At 56.1% G+C, this 21079-nt stretch carries 21 protein-coding genes and 2 pseudogenes; 16 read left to right on the plus strand and 7 right to left on the minus strand.

The genetic code is table 11. The annotated features are described in order from the left end of the window. Positions 1 to 30 precede the first annotated feature (30 nt). Genes lpxD through lpxB form a run of 5 tightly spaced genes read left to right on the plus strand, consistent with a single transcriptional unit; the run spans position 31 to position 4418 of the window. The gene (gene lpxD, locus AGR2A_RS08660) at positions 31 to 1098 is read left to right on the plus strand and encodes a UDP-3-O-(3-hydroxymyristoyl)glucosamine N-acyltransferase (RefSeq protein ID WP_006697565.1); all 1068 of its coding nucleotides are present in this window, start codon (positions 31 to 33) and stop codon (positions 1096 to 1098) included. Next, complete coding sequence (fabZ, locus tag AGR2A_RS08665) at positions 1091 to 1558, plus strand: 3-hydroxyacyl-ACP dehydratase FabZ (protein ID WP_004441570.1); 468 nt, start codon at positions 1091 to 1093, stop codon at positions 1556 to 1558. Before lpxD ends, fabZ begins: the two co-directional genes overlap by 8 nt. Continuing rightward, positions 1555 to 2370, plus strand: a complete 816-nt coding sequence (lpxA, locus tag AGR2A_RS08670; RefSeq protein ID WP_072494339.1) for an acyl-ACP--UDP-N-acetylglucosamine O-acyltransferase — start codon at positions 1555 to 1557, stop codon at positions 2368 to 2370. Before fabZ ends, lpxA begins: the two co-directional genes overlap by 4 nt. 3 nt (positions 2371 to 2373) lie before the next feature. Next, complete coding sequence (locus AGR2A_RS08675; RefSeq protein WP_045534117.1) at positions 2374 to 3240, plus strand: LpxI family protein; 867 nt, start codon at positions 2374 to 2376, stop codon at positions 3238 to 3240. Further along, positions 3237 to 4418 carry a lipid-A-disaccharide synthase gene (gene lpxB, locus AGR2A_RS08680; protein WP_072494340.1) on the plus strand — a complete coding sequence of 394 codons (1182 nt, stop codon included), beginning with the start codon at positions 3237 to 3239 and terminating at the stop codon, positions 4416 to 4418. The genes AGR2A_RS08675 and lpxB overlap by 4 nt, the downstream gene beginning before the upstream one ends. Before the next feature lie 123 nt (positions 4419 to 4541). Here the strand turns inward: lpxB and gltA are convergent, their stop codons facing one another. Continuing rightward, complete coding sequence (gltA, locus tag AGR2A_RS08685) at positions 4542 to 5831, minus strand: citrate synthase (protein ID WP_006697561.1); 1290 nt, start codon at positions 5829 to 5831, stop codon at positions 4542 to 4544. A 262-nt stretch (positions 5832 to 6093) separates the two neighbouring features. Between gltA and AGR2A_RS08690 the strand changes: the two are divergent. Continuing rightward, positions 6094 to 8566, plus strand: a pseudogene (locus tag AGR2A_RS08690) (ComEC/Rec2 family competence protein). A gap of 19 nt (positions 8567 to 8585) precedes the next feature. Here AGR2A_RS08690 and AGR2A_RS08695 read toward each other — a convergent pair. Continuing rightward, positions 8586 to 9263 carry a glutathione S-transferase family protein gene (locus AGR2A_RS08695; protein WP_072494341.1) on the minus strand — a complete coding sequence of 226 codons (678 nt, stop codon included), beginning with the start codon at positions 9261 to 9263 and terminating at the stop codon, positions 8586 to 8588. Positions 9264 to 9515: 252 nt separating this feature from the next. Beyond that, positions 9516 to 10244: a transcriptional repressor LexA gene (gene lexA / locus AGR2A_RS08700; RefSeq protein WP_072494342.1), complete on the minus strand. Its 729-nt coding sequence runs from the start codon at positions 10242 to 10244 to the stop codon at positions 9516 to 9518. Positions 10245 to 10560: 316 nt separating this feature from the next. Between lexA and AGR2A_RS08705 the strand changes: the two genes are divergently transcribed. The 6 genes and pseudogenes from AGR2A_RS08705 to AGR2A_RS08730 all read left to right on the plus strand — a co-directional run bounded on the left by AGR2A_RS08705 (position 10561) and on the right by AGR2A_RS08730 (position 14561). Then, positions 10561 to 11034 (plus strand): RHS repeat-associated core domain-containing protein, encoded by a 474-nt coding sequence (locus tag AGR2A_RS08705; protein WP_072494343.1) that lies wholly within the window; start codon positions 10561 to 10563, stop codon positions 11032 to 11034. Positions 11035 to 11124: 90 nt separating this feature from the next. Beyond that, the gene (locus tag AGR2A_RS08710) at positions 11125 to 11703 is read left to right on the plus strand and encodes a hypothetical protein (RefSeq protein WP_139786352.1); all 579 of its coding nucleotides are present in this window, start codon (positions 11125 to 11127) and stop codon (positions 11701 to 11703) included. Between the two features lie 22 nt (positions 11704 to 11725). Continuing rightward, positions 11726 to 11851, plus strand: a pseudogene (locus AGR2A_RS30310) (RHS repeat-associated core domain-containing protein); the annotation flags it as partial. A 69-nt stretch (positions 11852 to 11920) separates the two neighbouring features. Continuing rightward, complete coding sequence (locus AGR2A_RS30035; protein WP_234797389.1) at positions 11921 to 12082, plus strand: hypothetical protein; 162 nt, start codon at positions 11921 to 11923, stop codon at positions 12080 to 12082. A 46-nt stretch (positions 12083 to 12128) separates the two neighbouring features. Continuing rightward, positions 12129 to 13013 (plus strand): polymorphic toxin-type HINT domain-containing protein, encoded by an 885-nt coding sequence (locus AGR2A_RS08720; RefSeq protein WP_187306688.1) that lies wholly within the window; start codon positions 12129 to 12131, stop codon positions 13011 to 13013. A 1101-nt stretch (positions 13014 to 14114) separates the two neighbouring features. After that, positions 14115 to 14561, plus strand: coding sequence for a hypothetical protein (locus AGR2A_RS08730; protein ID WP_045535667.1), 447 nt, complete (start codon positions 14115 to 14117; stop codon positions 14559 to 14561). A gap of 655 nt (positions 14562 to 15216) precedes the next feature. Here the strand turns inward: AGR2A_RS08730 and AGR2A_RS28930 are convergent. From AGR2A_RS28930 to AGR2A_RS08745, 4 genes are all read right to left on the minus strand, one after another. Continuing rightward, on the minus strand, positions 15217 to 15426 hold the full coding sequence (locus tag AGR2A_RS28930; protein WP_139786353.1) for a hypothetical protein: 210 nt from the start codon (positions 15424 to 15426) through the stop codon (positions 15217 to 15219). Positions 15427 to 15514: 88 nt separating this feature from the next. Beyond that, positions 15515 to 15796: an RHS repeat-associated core domain-containing protein gene (locus AGR2A_RS30320; RefSeq protein WP_072494349.1), complete on the minus strand. Its 282-nt coding sequence runs from the start codon at positions 15794 to 15796 to the stop codon at positions 15515 to 15517. Positions 15797 to 15849: 53 nt separating this feature from the next. Further along, positions 15850 to 16251 carry a hypothetical protein gene (locus AGR2A_RS08740; RefSeq protein ID WP_045534810.1) on the minus strand — a complete coding sequence of 134 codons (402 nt, stop codon included), beginning with the start codon at positions 16249 to 16251 and terminating at the stop codon, positions 15850 to 15852. A gap of 213 nt (positions 16252 to 16464) precedes the next feature. Further along, positions 16465 to 16785, minus strand: a complete 321-nt coding sequence (locus AGR2A_RS08745; RefSeq protein WP_234797412.1) for an RHS repeat-associated core domain-containing protein — start codon at positions 16783 to 16785, stop codon at positions 16465 to 16467. 445 nt (positions 16786 to 17230) lie between these two features. Here AGR2A_RS08745 and AGR2A_RS08750 point away from each other — a divergent pair, with 445 nt between their 5' ends. From AGR2A_RS08750 to AGR2A_RS08765, 4 genes are all read left to right on the plus strand, one after another. Then, positions 17231 to 18112 carry a VOC family protein gene (locus AGR2A_RS08750; RefSeq protein WP_072494351.1) on the plus strand — a complete coding sequence of 294 codons (882 nt, stop codon included), beginning with the start codon at positions 17231 to 17233 and terminating at the stop codon, positions 18110 to 18112. Next, positions 18109 to 18954, plus strand: coding sequence for a 3-deoxy-8-phosphooctulonate synthase (kdsA, locus tag AGR2A_RS08755; protein ID WP_037089144.1), 846 nt, complete (start codon positions 18109 to 18111; stop codon positions 18952 to 18954). Before AGR2A_RS08750 ends, kdsA begins: the two co-directional genes overlap by 4 nt. A 136-nt stretch (positions 18955 to 19090) precedes the next feature. Beyond that, positions 19091 to 20365 carry a phosphopyruvate hydratase gene (eno, locus tag AGR2A_RS08760; protein WP_022556098.1) on the plus strand — a complete coding sequence of 425 codons (1275 nt, stop codon included), beginning with the start codon at positions 19091 to 19093 and terminating at the stop codon, positions 20363 to 20365. A 293-nt stretch (positions 20366 to 20658) separates the two neighbouring features. Continuing rightward, the gene (locus AGR2A_RS08765) at positions 20659 to 20976 is read left to right on the plus strand and encodes an FtsB family cell division protein (protein WP_004441601.1); all 318 of its coding nucleotides are present in this window, start codon (positions 20659 to 20661) and stop codon (positions 20974 to 20976) included. Positions 20977 to 21079: the final 103 nt, after the last annotated feature.

Below are 21079 nucleotides of genomic sequence, written 5' to 3' on the forward strand. Positions count from 1 at the left end.
CAACTTTGAACGTTCTGGAGTTTCCGGCTAATGGAATACAACGCGTTTTTTCCGCCCCACGAGGGACTGCGATTGAAAGACATCGCAGACCGCTTTGGGGCGGAACTGTCTGATGAGGCGGCGGGAGAGCGGATTGTCAGGTCCGTTTCTCCGGTCTATCGGGCAAAACCCGATCAGCTCTGCTATATCCTTTCGCGCAAGAACCGCGATGAGCTGCAGACCTGCGAAGCCGCCGCCGTCATTTGTGACGCTGCCCTTGTGGACATGCTTCCGTCCGACATCCCCGCGCTGATATCGAAAAATCCACACACGCTGTTTGCCCAGGTTGGTGCCTTGCTGCACCCCTCGGCGATGCGTCCCGGTCCGATCGCGCGGATGGAAAGCGAAATTTCTCATGCTGCGCATGTCGATCCTTCCGCGAAGCTGGAAGCGGGCGTCATTGTCGAGGCGCTCGCAGTGATCGGCGCCGGCGCCCATATCGGTGCTGGTACGCGGATCGGGCCCGGTGTCATCATCGGGCAGGATGTACAGATCGGACGCGATTGCACCATTGCAGGCGGCGCAAGCGTTCTTGCCGCGCTCATCGGTAATAATGTGATTATCCACAATGGTGCGCGCATCGGGCAAGACGGTTTCGGTTATGCCCCCGGTCCACGCGGCATGCTGAAGATCGTCCAGATTGGCCGTGTCATCATCCAGGACAATGTCGAGATCGGCGCGAACACCACGATCGATCGCGGCACCATGGATGACACGGTGATCGGCGAAGGCACCAAGATCGACAATCAGGTCCAGATTGGCCACAACGTTCGCATCGGCCGCCATTGCGGCATCGTCAGCAAGGTCGGCATTGCGGGCAGCACCCGTATCGGCGACGGTGTGATGATTGGTGGTGCGGCAGGCATCAATGGCCATATCAACATTGGCGACGGCGTGCAGATCGCTGCCATGAGCGGTGTTGTGGCGGACGTGCCGGCAGGCGCCCGTTATGGCGGAACGCCTGCGCGACCGATGAAATATTTCCTGCGCGACATGGCCGAAATTCTGGCACGCGCTGAAGGGCGTGATAAAAAAACAGGAGAAAAAAACAATGACTGAAGAAACGAAGACGACGCTCGGCGCGGCTGACATTCTGGAAGTCATGAAGCTTCTGCCGCATCGTTACCCATTCTTGCTGATCGACAAGATCATTGATATTGACGGTAACAATTCGGCGACCGGCATCAAGAACGTGACGGTCAACGAACCGCATTTCACCGGCCACTTCCCGGACCGGCCGATCATGCCGGGTGTTCTGATCGTCGAAGCCATGGCCCAGACGGCAGGTGCAATATGCGCCCGCAGTCAAGGTGAGGGCGGCCATCTGGTCTACTTCATGACAATCGACAACGCCCGTTTCCGCAAACCCGTGATCCCCGGCGATCGTCTGGAAATTCACGTCGTCAAGCAGCGCCAGCGCGGCAATGTCTTCAAATTCCATTGCGAGGCGAAGGTGGATGGTGCGCTGGTGGCGGAGGCTGATGTCGGCGCCATGATGATCCCCGAGGACCAGCAATGAGCACGATTGCCGCCTCGGCCAGAATTCACCCCACCGCCGTGATCGAAGACGGTGCGGTGATCGGTGAAAACGTCGTCGTCGGTGCGCTGAGCTACGTCGGCGGGAAAGTCACGCTGCTTGATGATGTCAGGCTGCACAATCATGCCGTTGTATCCGGCCTGACGGTCATCGGCCGTGGATCGGTCGTCCACCCCATGGCGGTCATCGGCGGCACGCCGCAGGCGGTTCGCCACGACGGTTCTGAAACCACGCTCGAAATTGGCGAGCGCTGCATCATGCGCGAAGGCGTCACCATGAACGCCGGCAGCTCTGATGGCAGCGGCAAGACGATCGTCGGTAACGACAATCTGTTCCTTGCCAACTCACATGTGGCGCATGATTGCCGCCTTGGCGACCACATCATCCTGTCCAACAATGTGATGCTGGCCGGCCATGTGACGATCGAGGACCGCGCCATTCTGGGCGGCGGCTGTGCTGTTCACCAGTTCACCCGCATTGGCCGTCAGGCCTTCATCGGCGGACTGTCCGCGGTCAATTACGATGTCATTCCCTATGGCATGCTGAATGGCAATCCCGGCATTCTCGGCGGCCTTAATGTCGTTGGCATGACGCGTGCCGGCATTGAGCGCGCAGATATCCACAAGGTCCGGCGCGTCTTCAAGCAGATCTTCGAGGCGGAAGGCACTATCCGCGGCAATGCGGCAGCGATCGACCGCAACGAATATCTGGATTGCCCGCAGGCGCTAGAAATCATCGATTTCATTGGAGTGGACAGCGACCGCGCGATCTCTTCGCCCAACCGGGGCAAGTGAGCCGTGACAGGCTGCGGGCGTCTCGCCATTGTGGCCGGCAGCGGCCAGTTGCCGCTTTACGTGGCGAACGCCGCCCGTGAGATGGGAGAGGATCCTTTCATCGTGCGGCTGCGCGATGATTCCCGCTTCGACTGGAGCGGTTTCGACAACGCCGTCATCTCGGTTGGTGACGTCGCCGGGCTTGGCCGGCTGCTGCGTGACAATCGGGTGGATCGTGTCGTGCTTTCCGGGGCCGTGGCGCGGCGGCCGGAATGGCGTGAAATCCGCCCCACCGTCGCCATCCTGCTAAAACTGCCATCCATCGTCAAAACGCTGTTGTCGGGCGGCGATGACGCCGTTCTGCAGATGGTCATAAAGATCATCGGCACGCTCGGTGCGAAAGTCATCGGCGCGCATGAGATCGCTCCAGGCCTCCTGGCCACGACTGGCGCTTTCGGCACGCAAAAACCGGCCGAAGACGACTTGAAGGACATACGCAAGGCAGCTGAGGCGGCGCTTGCGCTCGGCAAACTTGATGTCGGGCAGGGCGCGGTCTCCGTCGGCGGCCGCATCGTGGCGCTTGAGGGCGTTGAAGGCACGGACGCAATGTTACTGCGCGTCGCGGCATTGCGCGCGGAGGGACGCATCTCGCCCCGCCGCCGGGGTGTGCTGGTCAAGCTCTGCAAACCGCAGCAGGATATACGCGCCGATCTGCCGACAATCGGGATCGAAACTGTCGAAAATGCCCAAAAGGCCGGGCTTGCGGGCATTGCCGTCGAAGCCGGACGCGCACTGGTGCTTGATCGTGACGCGATGTTGAAAGCTGCCGATCAGGCGGGCATATTCGTCTGTGGCATCGATACGTCACTTCGCGGAGACATGATGGAATGACGGAAAGATTGAAGGTGGCGGTCATCGCCGGCGAAGTGTCGGGCGATCTTCTCGGCGCGGATCTGATCCGGGCCCTCAAGGCCCGATATCCCTGTTCGATCGAACTTGTCGGCGTCGGCGGCGAGGCGCTCGAGGGGCAGGGGCTCACTTCTCTTTTCGATTATTCCGAACTCTCGATCATGGGGTTCACGCAGGTCCTCAAGAAACTGCCCAAACTGATCGGCCTGATCAACCGGGCGGCTGAGGCGGTGATACGGGAAAAACCGGATGTCCTTTTGATCATTGACAGCCCGGATTTCACCCATCGAGTGGCGAAAAAAGTCCGCAAGGAACTGCCGCATCTCCCGGTCGTCAATTATGTGTGCCCGAGCGTCTGGGCCTGGAAAGAACATCGCGCCACGGCGATGTTATCCTATGTGGACCATGTCCTGGCTCTCCTGCCATTTGAGCCGGAGGCGATGCGCCGTCTCGGAGGCCCGCCGACCACATTCGTCGGCCATCGCCTCAGCGTCGATCCGGACGTCCTCGCGGTGCGTCGGAAGCGGGCAGAACGGCCACTTCCAGCGGAGGGGCGGCCGAAGACGATTCTTCTTCTGCCCGGGTCGCGTTCCACCGAGACCACCAGGCTGATGGAGCCGTTCCAGCACGCGGCGAAGGCTTTTGTGGAACGGAATGGTCCGACGCGGTTTCTGCTGCCCACCGTTCCACGTCAGGAACATCGCATCCGCGAACTGGCGGCGTCTTGGCCGCAGGAAATCAGACCCGAAATCGGCATCGATCCTGCTTTCAAGTGGAACTCCTTTGCTGAAGCCGATGCGGCTATCGCAGCGTCAGGCACGGTCATTCTTGAGCTGGCTCTTGCCGGCGTGCCGACCATATCTGTCTACAAGACCGACTGGATTTTCACCATGCTGAGTAAGCGGGTGAAGACCTGGACGGGTGCGCTACCCAATCTCATTGCCGATTATGCTGTCGTCCCGGAGTATTTCAACGAGGTGGTCAGGGCCGGATCGATGCTGCGTTGGGCGGAACGCCTGTCATCCGATACAATTGAGCGGAAGGCCATGCTCGAAGGTTATGCTCTGGTGCAGCAACGTCTGCGCACGGATGTCCCGCCCGGCGAAACCGGCGCGGCTATTCTCCTCGAGGTCGTGAACGCCCGCAGACAGCGAGGTTGAAGCCCCGGCTGTGTCAGGGCCTGTGTTGCCGCCGGTCCCACCGCGTGTATCCCAATCCACAATGGCAAGCAAAAAGGCCGGCGAGTAAAACTCGCCGGCCTTTGATGTGACGTGGTTTGCCGATTAACGCTTGGAAACCGGAACGTAGTCGCGTTTGCCGGCACCCGTATAAAGCTGGCGCGGACGGCCGATGCGCTGCTGCGGATCTTCGATCATTTCGTTCCACTGTGCGATCCAGCCAACGGTGCGGGCGAGAGCGAAGAGGACGGTAAACATGGTCGTGGGGAAGCCGAGCGCCTTCAGCGTGATGCCCGAATAGAAGTCGACATTCGGGTAAAGCTTCTTTTCGACAAAATACGGGTCGGAAAGGGCGATCTTTTCCAGTTCCAGCGCGACCTGCATGATCGGATCGTCGGAATTGCCAGTGGCTTCCAGCACTTCATACATCGTCTTCTGCATGATCTTGGCGCGCGGGTCGTAGTTCTTGTAGACGCGGTGACCAAAGCCCATCAGGCGGAACGGGTCGTTCTTGTCCTTGGCGCGGGCGATGTATTCCGGAATGCGATCAACCGAGCCGATTTCATTGAGCATGTTGAGCGCCGCTTCGTTGGCGCCGCCGTGTGCCGGACCCCAGAGGCAGGCAATGCCGGCCGCAATACAGGCGAACGGGTTGGCGCCCGACGAACCGGCAAGACGCACCGTGGAGGTGGAGGCATTCTGCTCGTGATCGGCATGCAGAATGAAGATGCGGTCCATGGCGCGGGCCAGAACCGGATCGACCTTGTATTCCTCGCACGGCACGGCAAAGCACATGTGCAGGAAGTTGGAGGCGTAATCCAGATCGTTCTTCGGGTAAACGAAGGGCTGGCCGATATGGTACTTGTAGGCCATCGCGGCGATCGTCGGCATCTTGGCGATCATGCGAAGCGATGCGACCATGCGCTGATGCGGATCGGTGATGTCGGTCGAGTCGTGGTAAAAGGCCGAGAGAGCGCCGACCGTGCCGCACATGACGGCCATCGGATGTGCGTCGCGACGGTAGCCGGTAAAGAAGCGGCTCATCTGCTCGTGCACCATGGTGTGGCGCGTGACGCGGGTATCGAAATCTTTCTTCTGTGCCGCCGTCGGCAGTTCGCCGTAAAGCAGCAGATAGCAGGTTTCCAGGAAGTCGCCCTGTTCGGCGAGCTGTTCGATGGGGAAGCCACGGTGCAGGAGAACACCTTCGTCACCGTCGATATAGGTGATCTTGGATTCGCAGGAGGCCGTCGACGTGAAACCCGGGTCGTAAGTGAAGGAGCCCGTGTGTTTGTACAGCGTGCCGATATCGACGACGCTCGGCCCGATCGTGCCTTCCCTGACAGGGAGTTCGACCTGTTTGTCGCCAAGTGTCACTGTAGCGCTTTTTTCCGTCATACTGATCCTCCGAAAACATGCGGGTGGGGGCGTTGAGACACGCCCCGCGGTTAAGCGTCTACCGATTAGCTATATGATCCTGTCGCAGATGCCAAGCTATCCAAAGGTCAAATTGTGCATTGCGGCAAACGCAAATGCGTTGCTTTTGGCCTCGTCGATCGAAGCAATTCAATCTCGGTCAACGCGCGGTTAAAGGAAAGCATTGCAATCTCGGGCGTCCCTCTGCAAACCTGTTTACAGTGCGGCAGGGGCGCGGCGCAGAATGCTTGGTCAAGGGGAAAAACAGCATTTCGGATATGCCGAAACGATGCAGGGAAACGCCCCCAGCACGGTGGATATCCTGTTTCCGCTGCAGCGGACCGTCGCCGTCGCGATCCCTGTTCTGCCGCCTCTGGTCGACAGGCCCGAACCCGGCGTTTCCGTTTCTCGAAAAATTGCCGTCTGGCTGACGGAAGAACGCGCATTCGGGCACGATTTTCTTTTCGTACCCGTTGTCATCGGTTGCGGAGCGATCCTCTGGTTTTCTCTCGACACCGCGCCTTCCTTGCCCCTTCTGATCGTCGCATTTTTAGTCGCGGCCCCACTGGCGCTTCTCAACCGATACCGCCTTGATACGGTGGGAAGGGCGTGCAGCCTTGTCGCCCTCTTGTTGCTCGGCATGCTTTTTGCCGAACTGGAAACCCGCCGTGCGGCGACCATCCTTCTGGACACGCCGGTCACCACCACGCTCACCGGCAAGGTGGTGCGCCGGGAGGTGGATGCGCGGGGCGACTGGCGGTATCTGGTGCAGCTCCACTCCACTGAAGCGCCGTCACTAACGCGTCTGCCGGGGAGGGTGTCGCTCCTTGCGCGGTGGCGGCGACGCCATGCCCATCGGCGCGACCATACGCGGCAAGGCACGGCTCTCTCCACCGTCCGGACCGGCTTTGCCGGGATTGAACGACTTTGCCTTTTCATCCTATTTCCGGGGCATCGGCGCGACAGGCTTTTTTTATCAGCCGCCCCAGGCGGTGGCGACGGCGGACCTTGGGGCCGAGGGTTGGCTGGAGATGGCCGACATGTGGCTTTATCGCCTGCGTGCCGCCATCGCCGAGCGCATTCGCACGACGATCGGCGGCGATGCGGGTGCCTTCGCTGCATCCATCGTCACCGATGAGAGACAAGCCATATCGCCGGAAACCATGGAGGCGCTGCGGGTCTCGGGGCTGGCTCATATCGTTGCCATATCCGGGCTCAACATGGCCTTGGCATCAGGCATCTTCTTTGTCGGCATGAGGCTCGCATTCAGCCTTTTCCCAGCCTTTGCCCAGCGATGGCCGGTCAAGAAGATATCCGCCTTCGCAGCGCTCCTGATGACACTTTGCTACTATCTGATTTCCGGTTTCGCAGTTTCCGCCGAGCGGGCCTGGCTGATGATGTCGGTGATGCTGATTGCGGTGCTCTTCGATCAGCCCTCGCTCAGCCTGAGAAATGTTGCGCTCTCCGCCCTCGTGATACTGGCACTGTCCCCGTCCGAAGTGATGGGGCCAAGCTTTCAGATGTCTTTTGCCGCAACGATCGCGCTTGTTTCTGCCTATGCGGCCTGGAGCCGTTGGCGCATTGACCGCGAGCGTCTTTTTAGGGGGCGAAAACCGGCTTGGGTGACGGTGGCGCAAACGGCAGGTGCCGTGATCGGCGGCGTTATCACAACGTCGCTGATCGGTGGGCTTTCGACAGCAATCTATTCTGCCGAACATTTCCAGCGTGTCACTACCTATGGACTTTTTGCCAATCTCGCCGCCACGCCGCTCATGTCGCTGATCGTCATGCCCTTCGGTCTGATTGCCATGCTGCTGATGCCGTTCGGGCTCGACGCGCCATTCCTGAAGGTCATGGGCCATGGCATGGCGCTGGTCATAGAGGTCGCGGACGAAGTCGCCTCCTGGGGTGGCAGCGCCGCGACCGGACGTCCGCATGGCTGGTTCATCGGCATCGCCTCGGCTGGCTTCCTGCTGCTGACCCTGCTGCGCAGCCGCCTTGCGCTTTTGGGCATTCCGCCTCTGCTGCTTGCCTTCGGCCTCTCGGCAGCGACATCTCAGCGCGATCTGCCCGATCTCCTCGTTCATGAAGACGGTTCTCTGGTCGCGCTTCTGGACGAGAACAAGGTTTACGCCACAAAAACCCGGCCGCATGGCTTCATCTATGACCAGTGGCAGAGGGCGCTGCTGCTTCCGGAGAAACCGCTCGCGCCCGTTATCCTCAGAAAAGACGTTCCAACCGCGTCCGGCATCGCACTCACCAAGAAATCAAAGCTCACGCGGGACGAAATAAAGGCTGTGGGACGAGACATGGCGGCTGCGTTGAAGGATGCAGCGCCTGGAATTTTTACTTGCAAGTCAGGTCGCTGGTGCGTGGCGCGTGCGGAAAGCGGCGAATGGATCATCGTACTGGAAGACGGCCGCCTCGCCGGAAAGGCATGTGACATTGCCGACATCGTCATTGTTTCCCGCAGAACGTCGTTTGCACAGTGTCGCTCGGGCGCGTTACTCCTCAACCGCGACATATTGCGGCGCATCGGTTCCGTGGAGATAGACTTCGCGAGGAGCGATCAGCCCGGCGTTGTCGGTCGGCTACGGGCGTCGACCGCGGGCGCAAACCGCCCGTGGAGTGAACATCGATATTATGACTGGAAAACCGGACGTTTCGACCGTGAATTGCCTGAAACGATCACCCGTCTGCTGGCGGCGTCGCAATGATAGCCACCAGCAAGGATCGTCACGCCTTCGCGCGTAGATCCGTCGTCAATTCGCCGATTCCGGCGATCTCCTCTTCATGTGCCGCGTCACGCCAGGTCGCCTTCAGTCCCGCCTCATACCATTCGCGCATGGAAGGCAGAGCGAGCAGTCGCTCACAATAGGCTTTTGCCGCAGGAGAAAGGTCTGCGCCATACGTCTGGAAACGGAATGCCACAGGGCAGTAGAAGGCATCCACCGCCGTGAACTTCTGACCGGCGAGAAAGGCACCGCCGAAATTCGACAGGCCCTCGCTCCACAACGCATCGACACGCTTTATATCCGCCGCAAGCCCAGCATCGCTGACGTTCGGTCTGACACGAACGCCAACGGACATGGGGTAGAGATTGCGAAGGGACGAAAATCCCGCATGCATTTCGCTTGCTGCCGACCGCGACCATGCTCTCGCATGCTTGTCGCTTGCCCATACCCCTTGATGACGTTCGGCAAGATATTCGGCGATCGAGAGTGACTCCCAAATCGTCACCCCATCATCGACAAGGCAAGGCACCTTGCCAGTTGGGGAAAAGGTGGAGAATGACACGCCTTCACCAAACGGGACGAGTTTCTCCTCGAAGGCGATACCGAGCGTGCGCATCAGGACCCATGGCCTAAGCGACCAGGAGGAGTAATTCTTGTTGGCGATATAAAGATCGTACATTGCGGGTCTCCTGACTGTGAAGCGGGTTTTTATACCAGCGGCCCGGCCCGGAATATCGCAAAGAATCCATCACTCCCATAACGCCAATTGATGGGTGGGGCGCCATCCCTGCCGACGTCCTCTGGCAAAGCCGCCTTCGCCGCCATTAAAAAGAAAAGGCGCATCACTCGAGTGGAATGACGCGCCGTTCATCTTGAAGGCCTGATTTATCGCTCATCGACCGCTCCGGCCTTATCCGGACCGGCAGCAGCATCAATGATACCGGCGGATCAGCCCTACCAGCTTGCCCTGGATTTTCACCCGATCAGGTCCGAAAATGCGGGTCTCATAGGCAGGGTTTGCTGCTTCAAGTGCGATCGAAGCGCCTTTGCGACGGAAGCGCTTCAGCGTCGCTTCCTCGTCATCCACCAGCGCCACGATGATATCGCCGGGATTGGCGGTGTTACCGTTGCGAATGATGACGGTATCACCATCGAAGATGCCGGCCTCGATCATCGAATCGCCCTTGACCTCGAGCGCGTAATGTTCGCCCGAGCCAAGCATGTCCACCGGAACCGCCACGTCATGCGTATTGTTCTGAATGGCTGAGATCGGTACACCGGCAGCGATCCGGCCCATGACGGGCACGGTTGCCGCGCCTGCTATGTCGTTCGCGGGCGCCTTTGGGGCAGGGGCAGGGGCGGGCTCGGGCATCTTGGGCTTGCCGAGGCTGCCTTCAATAACGCTCGGCGAGAAGCCCCGTTGCGGCCTCGCGCCGGGCACATAGGCCTCCGGCAGCTTGATCACTTCAAGCGCTCGCGCCCTGTTAGGTAGCCGGCGAATGAACCCGCGCTCTTCCAGGGCAGTGATCAGCCGGTGGATGCCGGATTTGGAGGCAAGATCGAGTGCGTCCTTCATTTCATCGAAGGAGGGCGGCACGCCGGACTCTTTCATTCTTTCATGAATGAAGAGAAGCAATTCCTGCTGTTTGCGCGTGAGCATGAGGAAAACACCCTTGAGAATCGTCGTTGAAGTCGCGAAACAAATACAGAACGAACACTATATGTTCCATATGTGTTCCGCAATCCCCTAAAATTTCGTGAACTTGGGGCGAGAAAACAAAACGGGAATGGCACGCTAAGAACCCCGGTAGGTAAGCTGGAATGAAAATCATAAGATTTCATTGTTTTTATTGGCTTTTTTCCGAAAATTAGGCGTCGCCAGTCGCTGTATTGGCAAACCTCCATAATGCGTCGTTCTCGCGCAGCAGCTAAGTAGCCGATTACTCAGAATATATTGAGCCCCGTCTTACGATTGAATGCTCTGCGATGTCGTGATTAGGAACCTTATTGGAACACCGATAGCAACCCAAGCTTTTCTTGTCGGTCTCGCCGGGCGGGAGTGCGAGCCCGAGACGGGCCTATCCCACTATCGTTCACGCGCCTACGATCCCTCGACCGGGCGCTTCCTTCAGGAAGATCCGATCTGGTTCGAAGCCGGTGACCTCAACGTCTATCGCTATGTCTGGAACTCGCCCGCCAATTGGACCGATCTGTCTGGCATGAGTGCAGCAAGCGAGCGCGTCGGTCTTGGGGCGATCGCCATTGGGGTGCAGCAAGGGCTTACGATCAATCGCTCGGTTCAGGTTGCGGTATGGGTTCGCCGTTGGAGCGGCACCCGATACGTTCTCCAGCAGGTTGGGAAGGAGGTAACACTTCAAAATAAAGGCTTGGGCTGCGTGATCGGTCTGAAGCTGGCGAGTATTGGCGCGACCATAGAGATCACCCTATAGGGAAAGGACGCCATATTGGCTAGGTTGACCCTGACGGGGCGCATTGGGAAAATTATGGCGATAAATGGTTGCCAAAAAAAGCGGTGATTAATGAACAGTCAGAGAGATACACAGCAACCATCTCAAGATGTCCTTCGATCACTGTCCCGTAATGAAGTAGACGCCGCGCTATCGTATCTAGAGGGTTGGGGGATCGTTTATGACGCAGTTGTAAGTGTAACTCGTCTTCGATCGTTTGATTGTGTTGCCTTCATGAACGATAAGATGGCAAATTTGGAACTTACGGAATATTCGTATCCGCAAATTTATCCGGTGTCGAACTCCGTTTACGATTCGATAAGAGAGTTTTTCTTTGAGAAATTAACATCCAAGAATGAATATATAATGGTCTCCAACTGGAAGATCGGCGCTGAAACACCGAACATCGCTGGTTCCTTAGGTGGCTTCGATATGAACAATGACGGTGTCGAATTTTTTCACAAAGGTGTTACATTTAAAAACGTTGATTTTATGAGAGAAAATTCTTCGACACTGTTTATTGGAATCCATGAGGTATTTGATGAAGTCTCGATTTCATTTGAAGAATATTTATATCGCAATATTAATTCATATTATGTGAATGTAATGGATGATGAGTTGATACTTTATTTCAGCGCGGCCGAATTATGACGCGCTGATCGCCGAGCCCGATATCAATGCTTCGGCGACCCGATCGTGCTGGCCCGGGCGCTTCCTTCAGGAAGATCCGATCTGGTTCGAAGCCGGTGACCTTAACGTCTATCGCTATGTCTGGAACTCGCCCGCCAACTGGACCGATCCGAGTGGAATGAGTGCCTCGGCCGAGTATGGTGCGACCGCGAGCATCGCAACTCGGTCGATGACGTCGATGGCGCTGGTCGGCAACCGTGTGAGCTGTATCTTCTTCGGTATCGCCGGGGTGCTGGATGCGATTAACACCGCGCAACAGGATGGTTTCACCGTCGAGAATGTCGCCATGTATACCGTGGAGGCAGGATTATGGGCGCTGGAGTGCGGTGCAAAAGGTTAAGGCGAAGAAGGCTCCCAAGAGCTACAAGCTCCAGGATGCCGCAAGCATGTTCATAACGAGCGGCGGCACACCGGCAAATCTAGGCTTCATGAACTCGTTCGTTGAAGGAACGAAGGTTCTGACCAAGGAAGGCTACAGGCCGATCGAGGCCGTTCGGGTTGGCGATCTGGTAGCATCGGTCGATGAAAAGACAGGTGGGGAGGTTTACCGCAAGGTTGTTTCGACCTTTAACCGTCAGGCGCCGGGAACGCTTTCGCTGACACTGGAAGACGCAGCGGGTAGTTGCGAGGTCATCGAAACGACGCCGGAGCATCCGTTCCATACGCAGGGCTGGGACGGTAAGGTCGAGACGCTGGTCGCTGCGCTGGATGGCGATGCTCCGGCGGCCACGGTCGTGCCGGCCCGTCTGTTCCCATCCAGCGGCAAGACGCCGTTTGGGGAATGGGTGAAGGCTGGTGCCCTGAAGCAGGGTGATTCTGTCTCGACGTCTGCTTCAATGGTAAAAACCGCGGTGGTCAAGGGTGGTGAAACGCTCAAAGCGGCCAATGACAACGGCTCGCTGACGGTTGCTGAAATTGTCCGCGGAAATCGCACCGCTCGCGTCTACAATCTCGAGGTTGAGTCCAGAGCAGGGGAAATCACGAATAACTACTTCGTTGGGGATGCTCAGGCATGGGTGCATAATGGCAGATATATCCCGACGAAGGTTCGAGATTTAACGCGCAAACGAATTACCGGTCGTGATGGAGTCATGAGATGTGAGTATTGCGGAACTTCTGTGGTTGAAAAATCTGGCTATGTTTGCTCGCTGGAACTCGATCATATGAATCCGTATCACGCTGGAGGTGGCAACGAGCCAGGCAATATCGCCGGATCATGCCGCGCCTGCAATCGTGGGAAGGGTGGAAAGGGCTTCGTGAGGACAATGTGAAACCGGATCGACTAGTATTTTGCTGCGACCACGTTATGGAAAATCAAAGGGAGGTTAAATTAATTACCTTCACCATGGGTGGTGATATTTGTTATCTATGTGGTGAAATTGACCATGATGAGCAATCATTTCGCGGCGTTAGTATCGAGTCTCTACTGATTTTTGCCCCTACGGTTCGGGCGGTCGGTAAAATTAGAGCTGGATACCGGTACGAGCGGCAGGGTGATGGTGTATGGCATGAGGCGCCATATATCGACGACTAAAACATAAAGATGAAAAATAAATAATAGTTAGAATCTTAGCCACGGCAACATCCCATGCAAGCTATACATCGGGTGCCGGGCAGGGGGTCGGCGAAAGGTGAAAAAAATACCCATCGCACTGGGAGTTCGTTTTGTCGACAGAGAAACTTATTATTCAAAGGGTTGCCATCACAAATAAACGAGCTTCAATACTTGTTGGATGAAGGCTAGTTGCCGGTATTTGAGTGGGAAAAATCTGACCTTGCTCTGATACGGGTAGCGGGAGAAGTTGAGCATTTTGTATGTCAATCAATAAGATATTGAAGTGTGTGATGGGCCAGTCTGCGGCTAATTTCCATTGTGACCGAAGGCTGATCTGAAATCTAAAGGAAAAACCAGTGCTGGGGAGGCAACCGGCCTAACTTCTTTCCATGCGTGTCGAAACGTCCGTAACGTCTATCCGCAAAGTCATCGTGGAATGGCGGCGGCAGGAAAATATGCTGTCCCAGCCGGACTGATGGGGGAGCACGATTGGCGCAACGATAGTATGTACCTTTATTCCTTGCTGATGCACTGAATACAGCGATGCAACGGGATACGCAGATTGTTGGGGTAAGAATTGTTGTGTTTTAACGCGATCGATCCCGCCAAATGATCCGCCGTATGATAAATCACCTGATCGTCCCCAGTCGTGGGATTATCCGTGTGCCGCCCAGATGAAACAATGCGATGATGACATCGCTAGTGGATCAAAAAGGGAGTGTATGGGGGCAAAGCAGGTGCATATACTGTGAGCAATTCTGCCGTCGAAATGGATATATTTGGCCGGGGCTGTTTCGGTCGAAGGTAGGAAGCGCTCATGCCAGTATTGGACATTTCGAATATGAACGAAAAAATGGAAAAACTAGAGATTTATATTTCTCGCGAAATCGATAAGATTTTGGTCCATGAGAGAATTTGCAGCTCAGAGGATTTTCTAATGGTGTTCTCTCAGCTTAAAGATACGTTTCCGTCGGCAGCAGAATATGAAATGTCGAAATTGACGAACTTGATGGAATTTTTACGTGGGCGGCGCGATCCACTACTTCTTGTGCATGCAATGGAAATATTCAATGAGATATTCATGCGAAAAGACGCTGGCACAATTCTGTTGTTTGAACGATGGATCGATTTGCGGACATTATTCGTCGACTTTCACCCTGGACATCGGTTCCCCCTTGACAATCATTTCGGATATTTTCTCTCGCATAAAAAAGAATTGAAATACTATTCTAAAATAGTCGAAAGTTTGTCTGGTGTTGTTTGACTTGTTTGCGGCACGAGTTCGAATATGACGTCAACGGCAACCTGATCCGCAAAACCGTCAGGGCGAGCGGATTGACCTGGCGTTATGGCTATTCCGCTTACGACGAGCTTGTTCTGGTAAGTCGACAGGCCTCGGCCTCAACCGGGGCGACAGCTGAGTTGACGGTGAGCTATGGCTACGATGCGCTGGGTCGTCGGGTATGGGAACGACGACAGGATGCCAGCGGAACGGAAACATCGTTCAGGAGCCCTGTATGACGGCGAACATGTTGCGGCCGAAGCTGCCGTTGATGGCGCAGGTGCTGCAAGCGAATCGCGTCGATACAGCCATACCGATAGCGTAGACGATCTTGCCAGCATATCTGTTTATCATCATCATATGAGCGCCAATCCGTTGTCCCATTCCATGCAGCGGACCTCGCCTGGGCCCAAAGGGTGAATAGGACACCCACCAGGCAAGTCCTATAATATCAGCTGTGTCGTCAGATTTCGGATGAACAGTATTCACATTGCGATTGGCATCATCGATGCGACACCATCTTTATACACTGCCTTGCTCAACGCTAGAAAATGTTGACATTCTACGCGTCAAAGCACCAAGCTCAGCTGCTCAAGTTGCAGAAGTCCGCGACTAAGATGCTGTTAGGTCCGATTGATTAGATATCCGGATTCAAATCCGGATATCTATTTACTAGTGGTAATATCAAATCTCTAGAAATATATCCCATAAGATCGCCGACTGATTTATCAAATTCATTTTTTGTATCTTCATCGTGTATTTGATTTACACATAAAAACATGTCACCCAAGATATGATCAATAGACACTGCTAATTCTATTATCTTTTTTGCTGTGTCTTTTTCCATCAAATTCTCATTTTTTTATGATATTTAGTAGTTTTCACCAACGATTCCCAAACATTGGCGAACACATCTCCTGTAAAGTCCTGGTCGCTCATAAGATGGGTATACTCCCTTGTGTTTCCGCTAGGCATTTCTGATGGCAGTCTTCCCAGCCCGGTAGCGAAGCGCATAGTTGAGGCGATTGTTCGGGCTGGCCACGCCATGGCGAAACAGGCCCTTTACTCGCTGCACCTAATCCCATCGGATCAGTATACATCAAAGGATTGTCTTTAACATAAGCCCATCTATTTGGCCCATCGGGCATCCCAAGAGGATCGGCCCGGAGATAGCGGCCTGTCCTTGGATCGTAGCGGCGATGCCAATTATAGTGCAATCAGATTCTATTTGGAAATATTACCCGGAAATAGCTGGTTGAGCCGAATTTTTTTAAAGATTGTGGTTCGATGACGTTGCAGAGTCCAGTCCTTTTCTTACCCATTGGTCAATTTCTTCTTTAGAGTATCCAAGTAGTAATCCTATAATTCGATCAATACCCTCATCAGGGCGTTGAATATTGTCCTGTTGGGCAACCAAGGCTGTCTTTAAAGCAGGAATGCGCCAAGCTTCGTCGGGAAGACTGTAGAAAATGTAAGTCACGCTAAAGCGAGGGTGCTCGGGATTTAGAAGTGTAAATTCTTCCATTAGGATCGATCCCTCATCAACGTATGGCTGGAAGTTATCGACGGGGATTAGGTCCTTATCGCCTACCGACTCAATATAGTAGAACATTGAGAGGGGTTTTTTTCCCTCTCGCATTAGTCTCAATTCATGACCAATGATCTCTTTCATTTTAATTTCAATCAATTAGGAATTGTTGGTGCTAATCCGGAAGGTGGCCATTCTACGATTCGGCAGAGGCATTGATAGCAGGCATTCGGATATTCTGGATTTATATCCGGAGGACGATCTCGTGCTCCACATTCATAGCCATAGACACCGGGGCAATATAGGATCGGTCCCCCGTTTCGATTTTTTTTAGCGCCCGTCCGGATCTACGCCCATCTAAAGTGAATTAGTTACATAGGTCCACCTATTTGGTCCATCGGGCATCCCAAGAGGATCGGCCTGGAGATACCGGCCTGTCGTCGGATCGTAGTGGCGATGCCAATTGTAGTGCAAACCGGATTCCAGTTGAAACCATTGCCCCGGAAAGCGTTGGTCGAGCGTGGTCGATCCCAGGATTGTGTATGCCTCCCCATAAGGCAGGTAGGTCGCGCGCCAGACTACATTTCTTGCGCTGTCGGTCATCATGATGGGACGTTCGAGATGATCGGTATGAACCTGGTAGATTGTAGCTGCTTCCGTACCGGCATCTGCAATCACTGCCAAAGGTCTCTCGTCAAGCCAGATACACTCCCGTCCCAGCGCGCCGTTGCCGTCATATTCCGCGATGATGTTGCCGCTGAAGTCGTAAATATAGTGAAGTGTGGTGGCGCGCGAAAATACAAACGCCTGATATCGGTCAGATGCACAGTGGCCAACAGCCGACCTTGCGTTTTCCCCCCTTAACCAGCGCTACACACCTGAAGTCACTGGCCATCCAAAAACGGTCGCGGCCGATCTCGCCAACAATCCGCAGGCGGATGAAAATTGGTAAACCGTCCGCATTCAGATGAAGCCGGAGGACTGGTGAAACCCGGCAACCTCAGCCCACTGCCGATACCGGCATAGACGCGCAGGCCCGTCATTTGCATTCCCGGCGCTCTTCGTGCTTTTGTCAGCTTCAATACCCGGCATCTGCGCCGGGCGCGTCAAAAAGGCAAGATTTATGGCTGACAGGCATCGCATCGATCATCTCGTTCTGCCCGTTCGGGACCTTGCGGTAGCGGCCGCGCGGCTCAAGGTCCTTGGCTTTACGGTCGCGCCACAGGCTCTCCATCCTTTCGGCACGGAGAATGCCTGTGTGTTCTTCAGGGATGGCACCTATCTGGAGCCTCTGACAGTTGCTGACCGGGTTAGCTATATCGCGTCGGTCGAGAGAGGCGATGTTTTTACCGGCAGGGACCAGGCATTTCGGCGATCGTACGGACAGGAAGGTTTTTCTGCCCTTGTGGCCTCCACCGCTGACGCTCGTGCTGATCACCGGAGATTCGTGGCGTCCGGCGTATCGGCTGGCGAGGTCTTCGAATTTTCGCGGCCCATGCAAATGCCGGACGGATCGTCAGGCGAGGCGGCGTTCCGGCTTGCTTTCGCGGCAAGCGGATCGGCTGCGGATTTCTTCCTCTTCAGTTGTCAACGCCTGCAGGCACTGCCGGGGGAGCGTGCTGCACTGGAACGTCACCAGAACGGAGTTCTGGGCCTTCGCGAGATCGTGCTGTGTTCCGGTACGCGGAGTGACACCCACTTGATAGAAACGGTTTTCGGCTGCAACGGCGTCGTGTCTCCGGATGGTGATGTCGTTTTCGAAACCGGCAATGCAAGGGTGAGGCTGAGTGAAAGACCCGCCCTTTCTGGCGTCGACCCGAAGGCTACGGGAAAAAGCGGTGAGGGCCTGCGCGGCATGGGCGTCGTCTTTTCCGTTGACGATCTTGCCGTGACAGCGACGGTACTTGCTGCTAATGGCGTGTCCAGCGCAGAAGCGGGCGGCCGTCTGGTGGTGCCCCCAGCACCCGGACAGGGCGTCGATTTCGCCTTCGAGGAAAAAAGATGAGCGTCACGAACAATCTCAAAGTCACCGCCGGCCAGGGCGCCAGCAAGGTTTCCTTTTGCAATAGCGAGCGTTTTTCACTGATCGCCGGCCCCTGCCAGATGGAAAGCCGGGAGCACGCCTTCATGATTGCGGGCGTCTTGAAGGAGCTTTGTGACGGGCTCGGAATCGGCCTCGTTTACAAGTCATCCTTCGACAAGGCGAACCGCACCTCGCTTTCCGGCAAGCGTGGCATCGGTCTGGACAGTGCCATGCAGATATTTGCCGATCTCAAGAAGGAATTCGGCTTTCCGGTCCTGACAGACATTCACACCGAAGAACAGTGCGCCATCGTTTCCGAAGTGGTGGATGTGCTGCAGATCCCGGCCTTCCTCAGCCGTCAGACCGACCTTCTCGTTGCCGCCGCAAAAACCGGCCGTGTCATCAATGTCAAGAAAGGCCAGTTCCTGGCGCCATGGGACATGAAGAACGTGCTCGCCAAACTGAATGAAAGCGGCAACCCCAATGTGTTGCTGTGCGAACGCGGCGCGTCCTTCGGCTACAATACGCTGATCTCCGACATGCGTTCTCTACCGATCATGGCATCCCTCGGCGCACCTGTTGTCTTCGACGCCACCCACTCGGTGCAGCAGCCGGGCGGGCAGGGCGGTTCCACCGGCGGTCAGCGGGAATTTGTCGAGACGCTGTCTCGCGCAGCTGTCGCCGTTGGTGTCGCAGGCCTCTTCATCGAGACCCATGAGGACCCGGACAATGCGCCTTCTGACGGCCCGAACATGGTTCACCTGAAGGATATGCCGAAACTGCTCGAAAAGCTGCTGGCCTTCGACGCCATCGCGAAAGCCTGAGCGGCGGGCGCGGCGCGTGCCAATCGATTTTAAATGGCGGTGGTTCCCTTTCTACGGCCTGCCGTCATTGTAATTTCTTCGCCATCGTCTAAGACAGGCGACGGAAAATATCTGTTCCATTCCCAAGGGAGAGACCATGACTGCCATTACCGATATCATCGCGCGCGAAATCCTCGACAGCCGCGGCAACCCGACCGTTGAAGTCGATGTGTACCTCGAAGACGGCTCCATGGGCCGTGCCGCCGTTCCTTCGGGCGCCTCCACCGGCGCGCATGAGGCGGTTGAGCTGCGTGATGGCGGCAAGCGTTATCTCGGCAAGGGCGTGGAAAAGGCCGTTGAAGCCGTCAACACCGAAATCTTCGACGCCATCGGCGGCTTCGATGCTGAAAACCAGATCCAGATCGACCAGATGATGATCGCGCTGGACGGCACGCCGAACAAGTCGCGCATCGGCGCCAACGCCATTCTCGGCGTGTCGCTCGCCATCGCCAAGGCTGCTGCCGAAGCCTCCGGCCTGCCGCTCTACCGTTATGTCGGCGGCCCGAACGCGCATCTGCTGCCGGTTCCGATGATGAACATCATCAACGGCGGCGCCCACGCCGACAACCCGATCGACTTCCAGGAATTCATGATCCTGCCGGTTGGCGCAGAAAACATCCGCGAAGCAGTGCGCATGGGTTCGGAAGTGTTCCACACGCTGAAGAAAGAGCTCTCCGCGCAGGGCCACAACACCAATGTCGGCGATGAAGGCGGTTTCGCCCCCGGCCTCGAAAGCGCGCCTGCCGCGCTCGATTTCATCATGAAGTCGATCGAAAAGGCCGGTTACCGTCCGGGCGAAGACATGTATGTCGGCCTCGACTGTGCATCGACGGAATTCTTCAAGAACGGCAAATACGTTCTCGAGGGCGAAGGCCGCACGCTGGAATCGGGCGCCATGGCTGAATACCTTGCTGACCTCGTTGCCAAGTACCCGATCATTTCCATCGAAGACGGGATGGCTGAAGACGACTGGGACGGCTGGAAGACATTGACCGATCTCATCGGCAATAAGTGCCAGCTGGTCGGCGACGATCTCTTCGTCACCAACTCCGCGCGTCTTCGCGACGGCATCAAGATGGGCGTCGCCAACTCCATCCTCGTCAAGGTCAACCAGATCGGTTCGCTTTCCGAGACGCTGGACGCGGTCGAAACCGCGCATAAGGCCGGCTACACCGCCGTCATGTCGCACCGTTCGGGCGAGACCGAAGATTCGACCATCGCCGATCTCGCAGTTGCCACGAACTGCGGTCAGATCAAGACCGGCTCGCTTGCCCGTTCCGACCGGCTCGCAAAGTACAACCAGCTGATCCGTATCGAAGAAATGCTCGGCCCTCAGGCTGCTTACGCCGGCCGTTCAATCCTGCGCGGTTAATTTGCGTTCGGGTTTCTGGGCCCGCTGTCTTGCGGGCAGAGGTGGTGAAAAACGCATCTACATATGAGATGTCATCCTCGGGCTTGACCCGAGGATCCACCACGGTACGTTTTTGGATCCTCGCCTCAAGGGCGAGGATGACGGTGGGGAGGGCAGGTCCCCCGCCAATCCAGCCCGCCCTCCGGCGGGCTTTTTCATGCCCAATTGCCGATTGGAATTTAAGGTCAACGGATAGTTAAACAATCCGCTCTAGTCTCAGACTCACGTTACGCGTTTTGAGGCATCTCTCCGGCATGTGGACCAGGCATCATAAAAAGAGACGATTCGGTCGGCTGATCGTTCCAGCCATTACCATCGCTTTTCTTTCCTACTTCGGTTATCATTCGATCCATGGCGATTTCGGCCTTCAGGCAACGGAGCGGCTGGAACGGCAGCGTATTACCCGGACGGCGGAGCTTGCAAAGCTGACACAGGCGCGCGTGGCGCTGGAGCGTCAGGTGGAACTGTTGAGTGACGGTTCGCTTGAACGGGACATGATCGACGAGATTTCCCGGTACCAGCTGAACATGTCCCGAACGGACGAAATCGTCATCATGAACACATATTTCTGATTAACCGAGATTAGGTTAATCCAATATTTTTGATTTATTCACAGCATCTTAGCGTGAATATGTGCCATGCGTTTAAAGCATTGCTGCATGGCGCTTTCTTGCA

Origin of the sequence: Agrobacterium genomosp. 2 str. CFBP 5494 (assembly GCF_900013495.1) — a bacterium.
GTDB classification, from domain to species: Bacteria; Pseudomonadota; Alphaproteobacteria; order Rhizobiales; family Rhizobiaceae; genus Agrobacterium; species Agrobacterium pusense.

Bases quoted from the DNA above. Each gene is read 5' to 3' on its own strand.
- lpxD (WP_006697565.1), top strand. From the start codon at position 31: ATGGAATACAACGCGTTTTTTCCGCCCCACGAGGGACTGCGATTGAAA.
- fabZ (WP_004441570.1), top strand. From the start codon at position 1,091: ATGACTGAAGAAACGAAGACGACGCTCGGCGCGGCTGACATTCTGGAA.
- lpxA (WP_072494339.1), top strand. From the start codon at position 1,555: ATGAGCACGATTGCCGCCTCGGCCAGAATTCACCCCACCGCCGTGATC.
- lpxB (WP_072494340.1), top strand. From the start codon at position 3,237: ATGACGGAAAGATTGAAGGTGGCGGTCATCGCCGGCGAAGTGTCGGGC.
- gltA (WP_006697561.1), bottom strand. From the start codon at position 5,831: ATGACGGAAAAAAGCGCTACAGTGACACTTGGCGACAAACAGGTCGAA.
- AGR2A_RS08695 (WP_072494341.1), bottom strand. From the start codon at position 9,263: ATGTACGATCTTTATATCGCCAACAAGAATTACTCCTCCTGGTCGCTT.
- lexA (WP_072494342.1), bottom strand. From the start codon at position 10,244: ATGCTCACGCGCAAACAGCAGGAATTGCTTCTCTTCATTCATGAAAGA.
- AGR2A_RS08705 (WP_072494343.1), top strand. From the start codon at position 10,561: ATGCTCTGCGATGTCGTGATTAGGAACCTTATTGGAACACCGATAGCA.
- AGR2A_RS08710 (WP_139786352.1), top strand. From the start codon at position 11,125: ATGAACAGTCAGAGAGATACACAGCAACCATCTCAAGATGTCCTTCGA.
- AGR2A_RS30035 (WP_234797389.1), top strand. From the start codon at position 11,921: ATGGCGCTGGTCGGCAACCGTGTGAGCTGTATCTTCTTCGGTATCGCC.
- AGR2A_RS08720 (WP_187306688.1), top strand. From the start codon at position 12,129: ATGTTCATAACGAGCGGCGGCACACCGGCAAATCTAGGCTTCATGAAC.
- AGR2A_RS08730 (WP_045535667.1), top strand. From the start codon at position 14,115: ATGCCAGTATTGGACATTTCGAATATGAACGAAAAAATGGAAAAACTA.
- AGR2A_RS28930 (WP_139786353.1), bottom strand. From the start codon at position 15,426: ATGGAAAAAGACACAGCAAAAAAGATAATAGAATTAGCAGTGTCTATT.
- AGR2A_RS08740 (WP_045534810.1), bottom strand. From the start codon at position 16,251: ATGAAAGAGATCATTGGTCATGAATTGAGACTAATGCGAGAGGGAAAA.
- AGR2A_RS08750 (WP_072494351.1), top strand. From the start codon at position 17,231: ATGGCTGACAGGCATCGCATCGATCATCTCGTTCTGCCCGTTCGGGAC.
- kdsA (WP_037089144.1), top strand. From the start codon at position 18,109: ATGAGCGTCACGAACAATCTCAAAGTCACCGCCGGCCAGGGCGCCAGC.
- eno (WP_022556098.1), top strand. From the start codon at position 19,091: ATGACTGCCATTACCGATATCATCGCGCGCGAAATCCTCGACAGCCGC.
- AGR2A_RS08765 (WP_004441601.1), top strand. From the start codon at position 20,659: ATGTGGACCAGGCATCATAAAAAGAGACGATTCGGTCGGCTGATCGTT.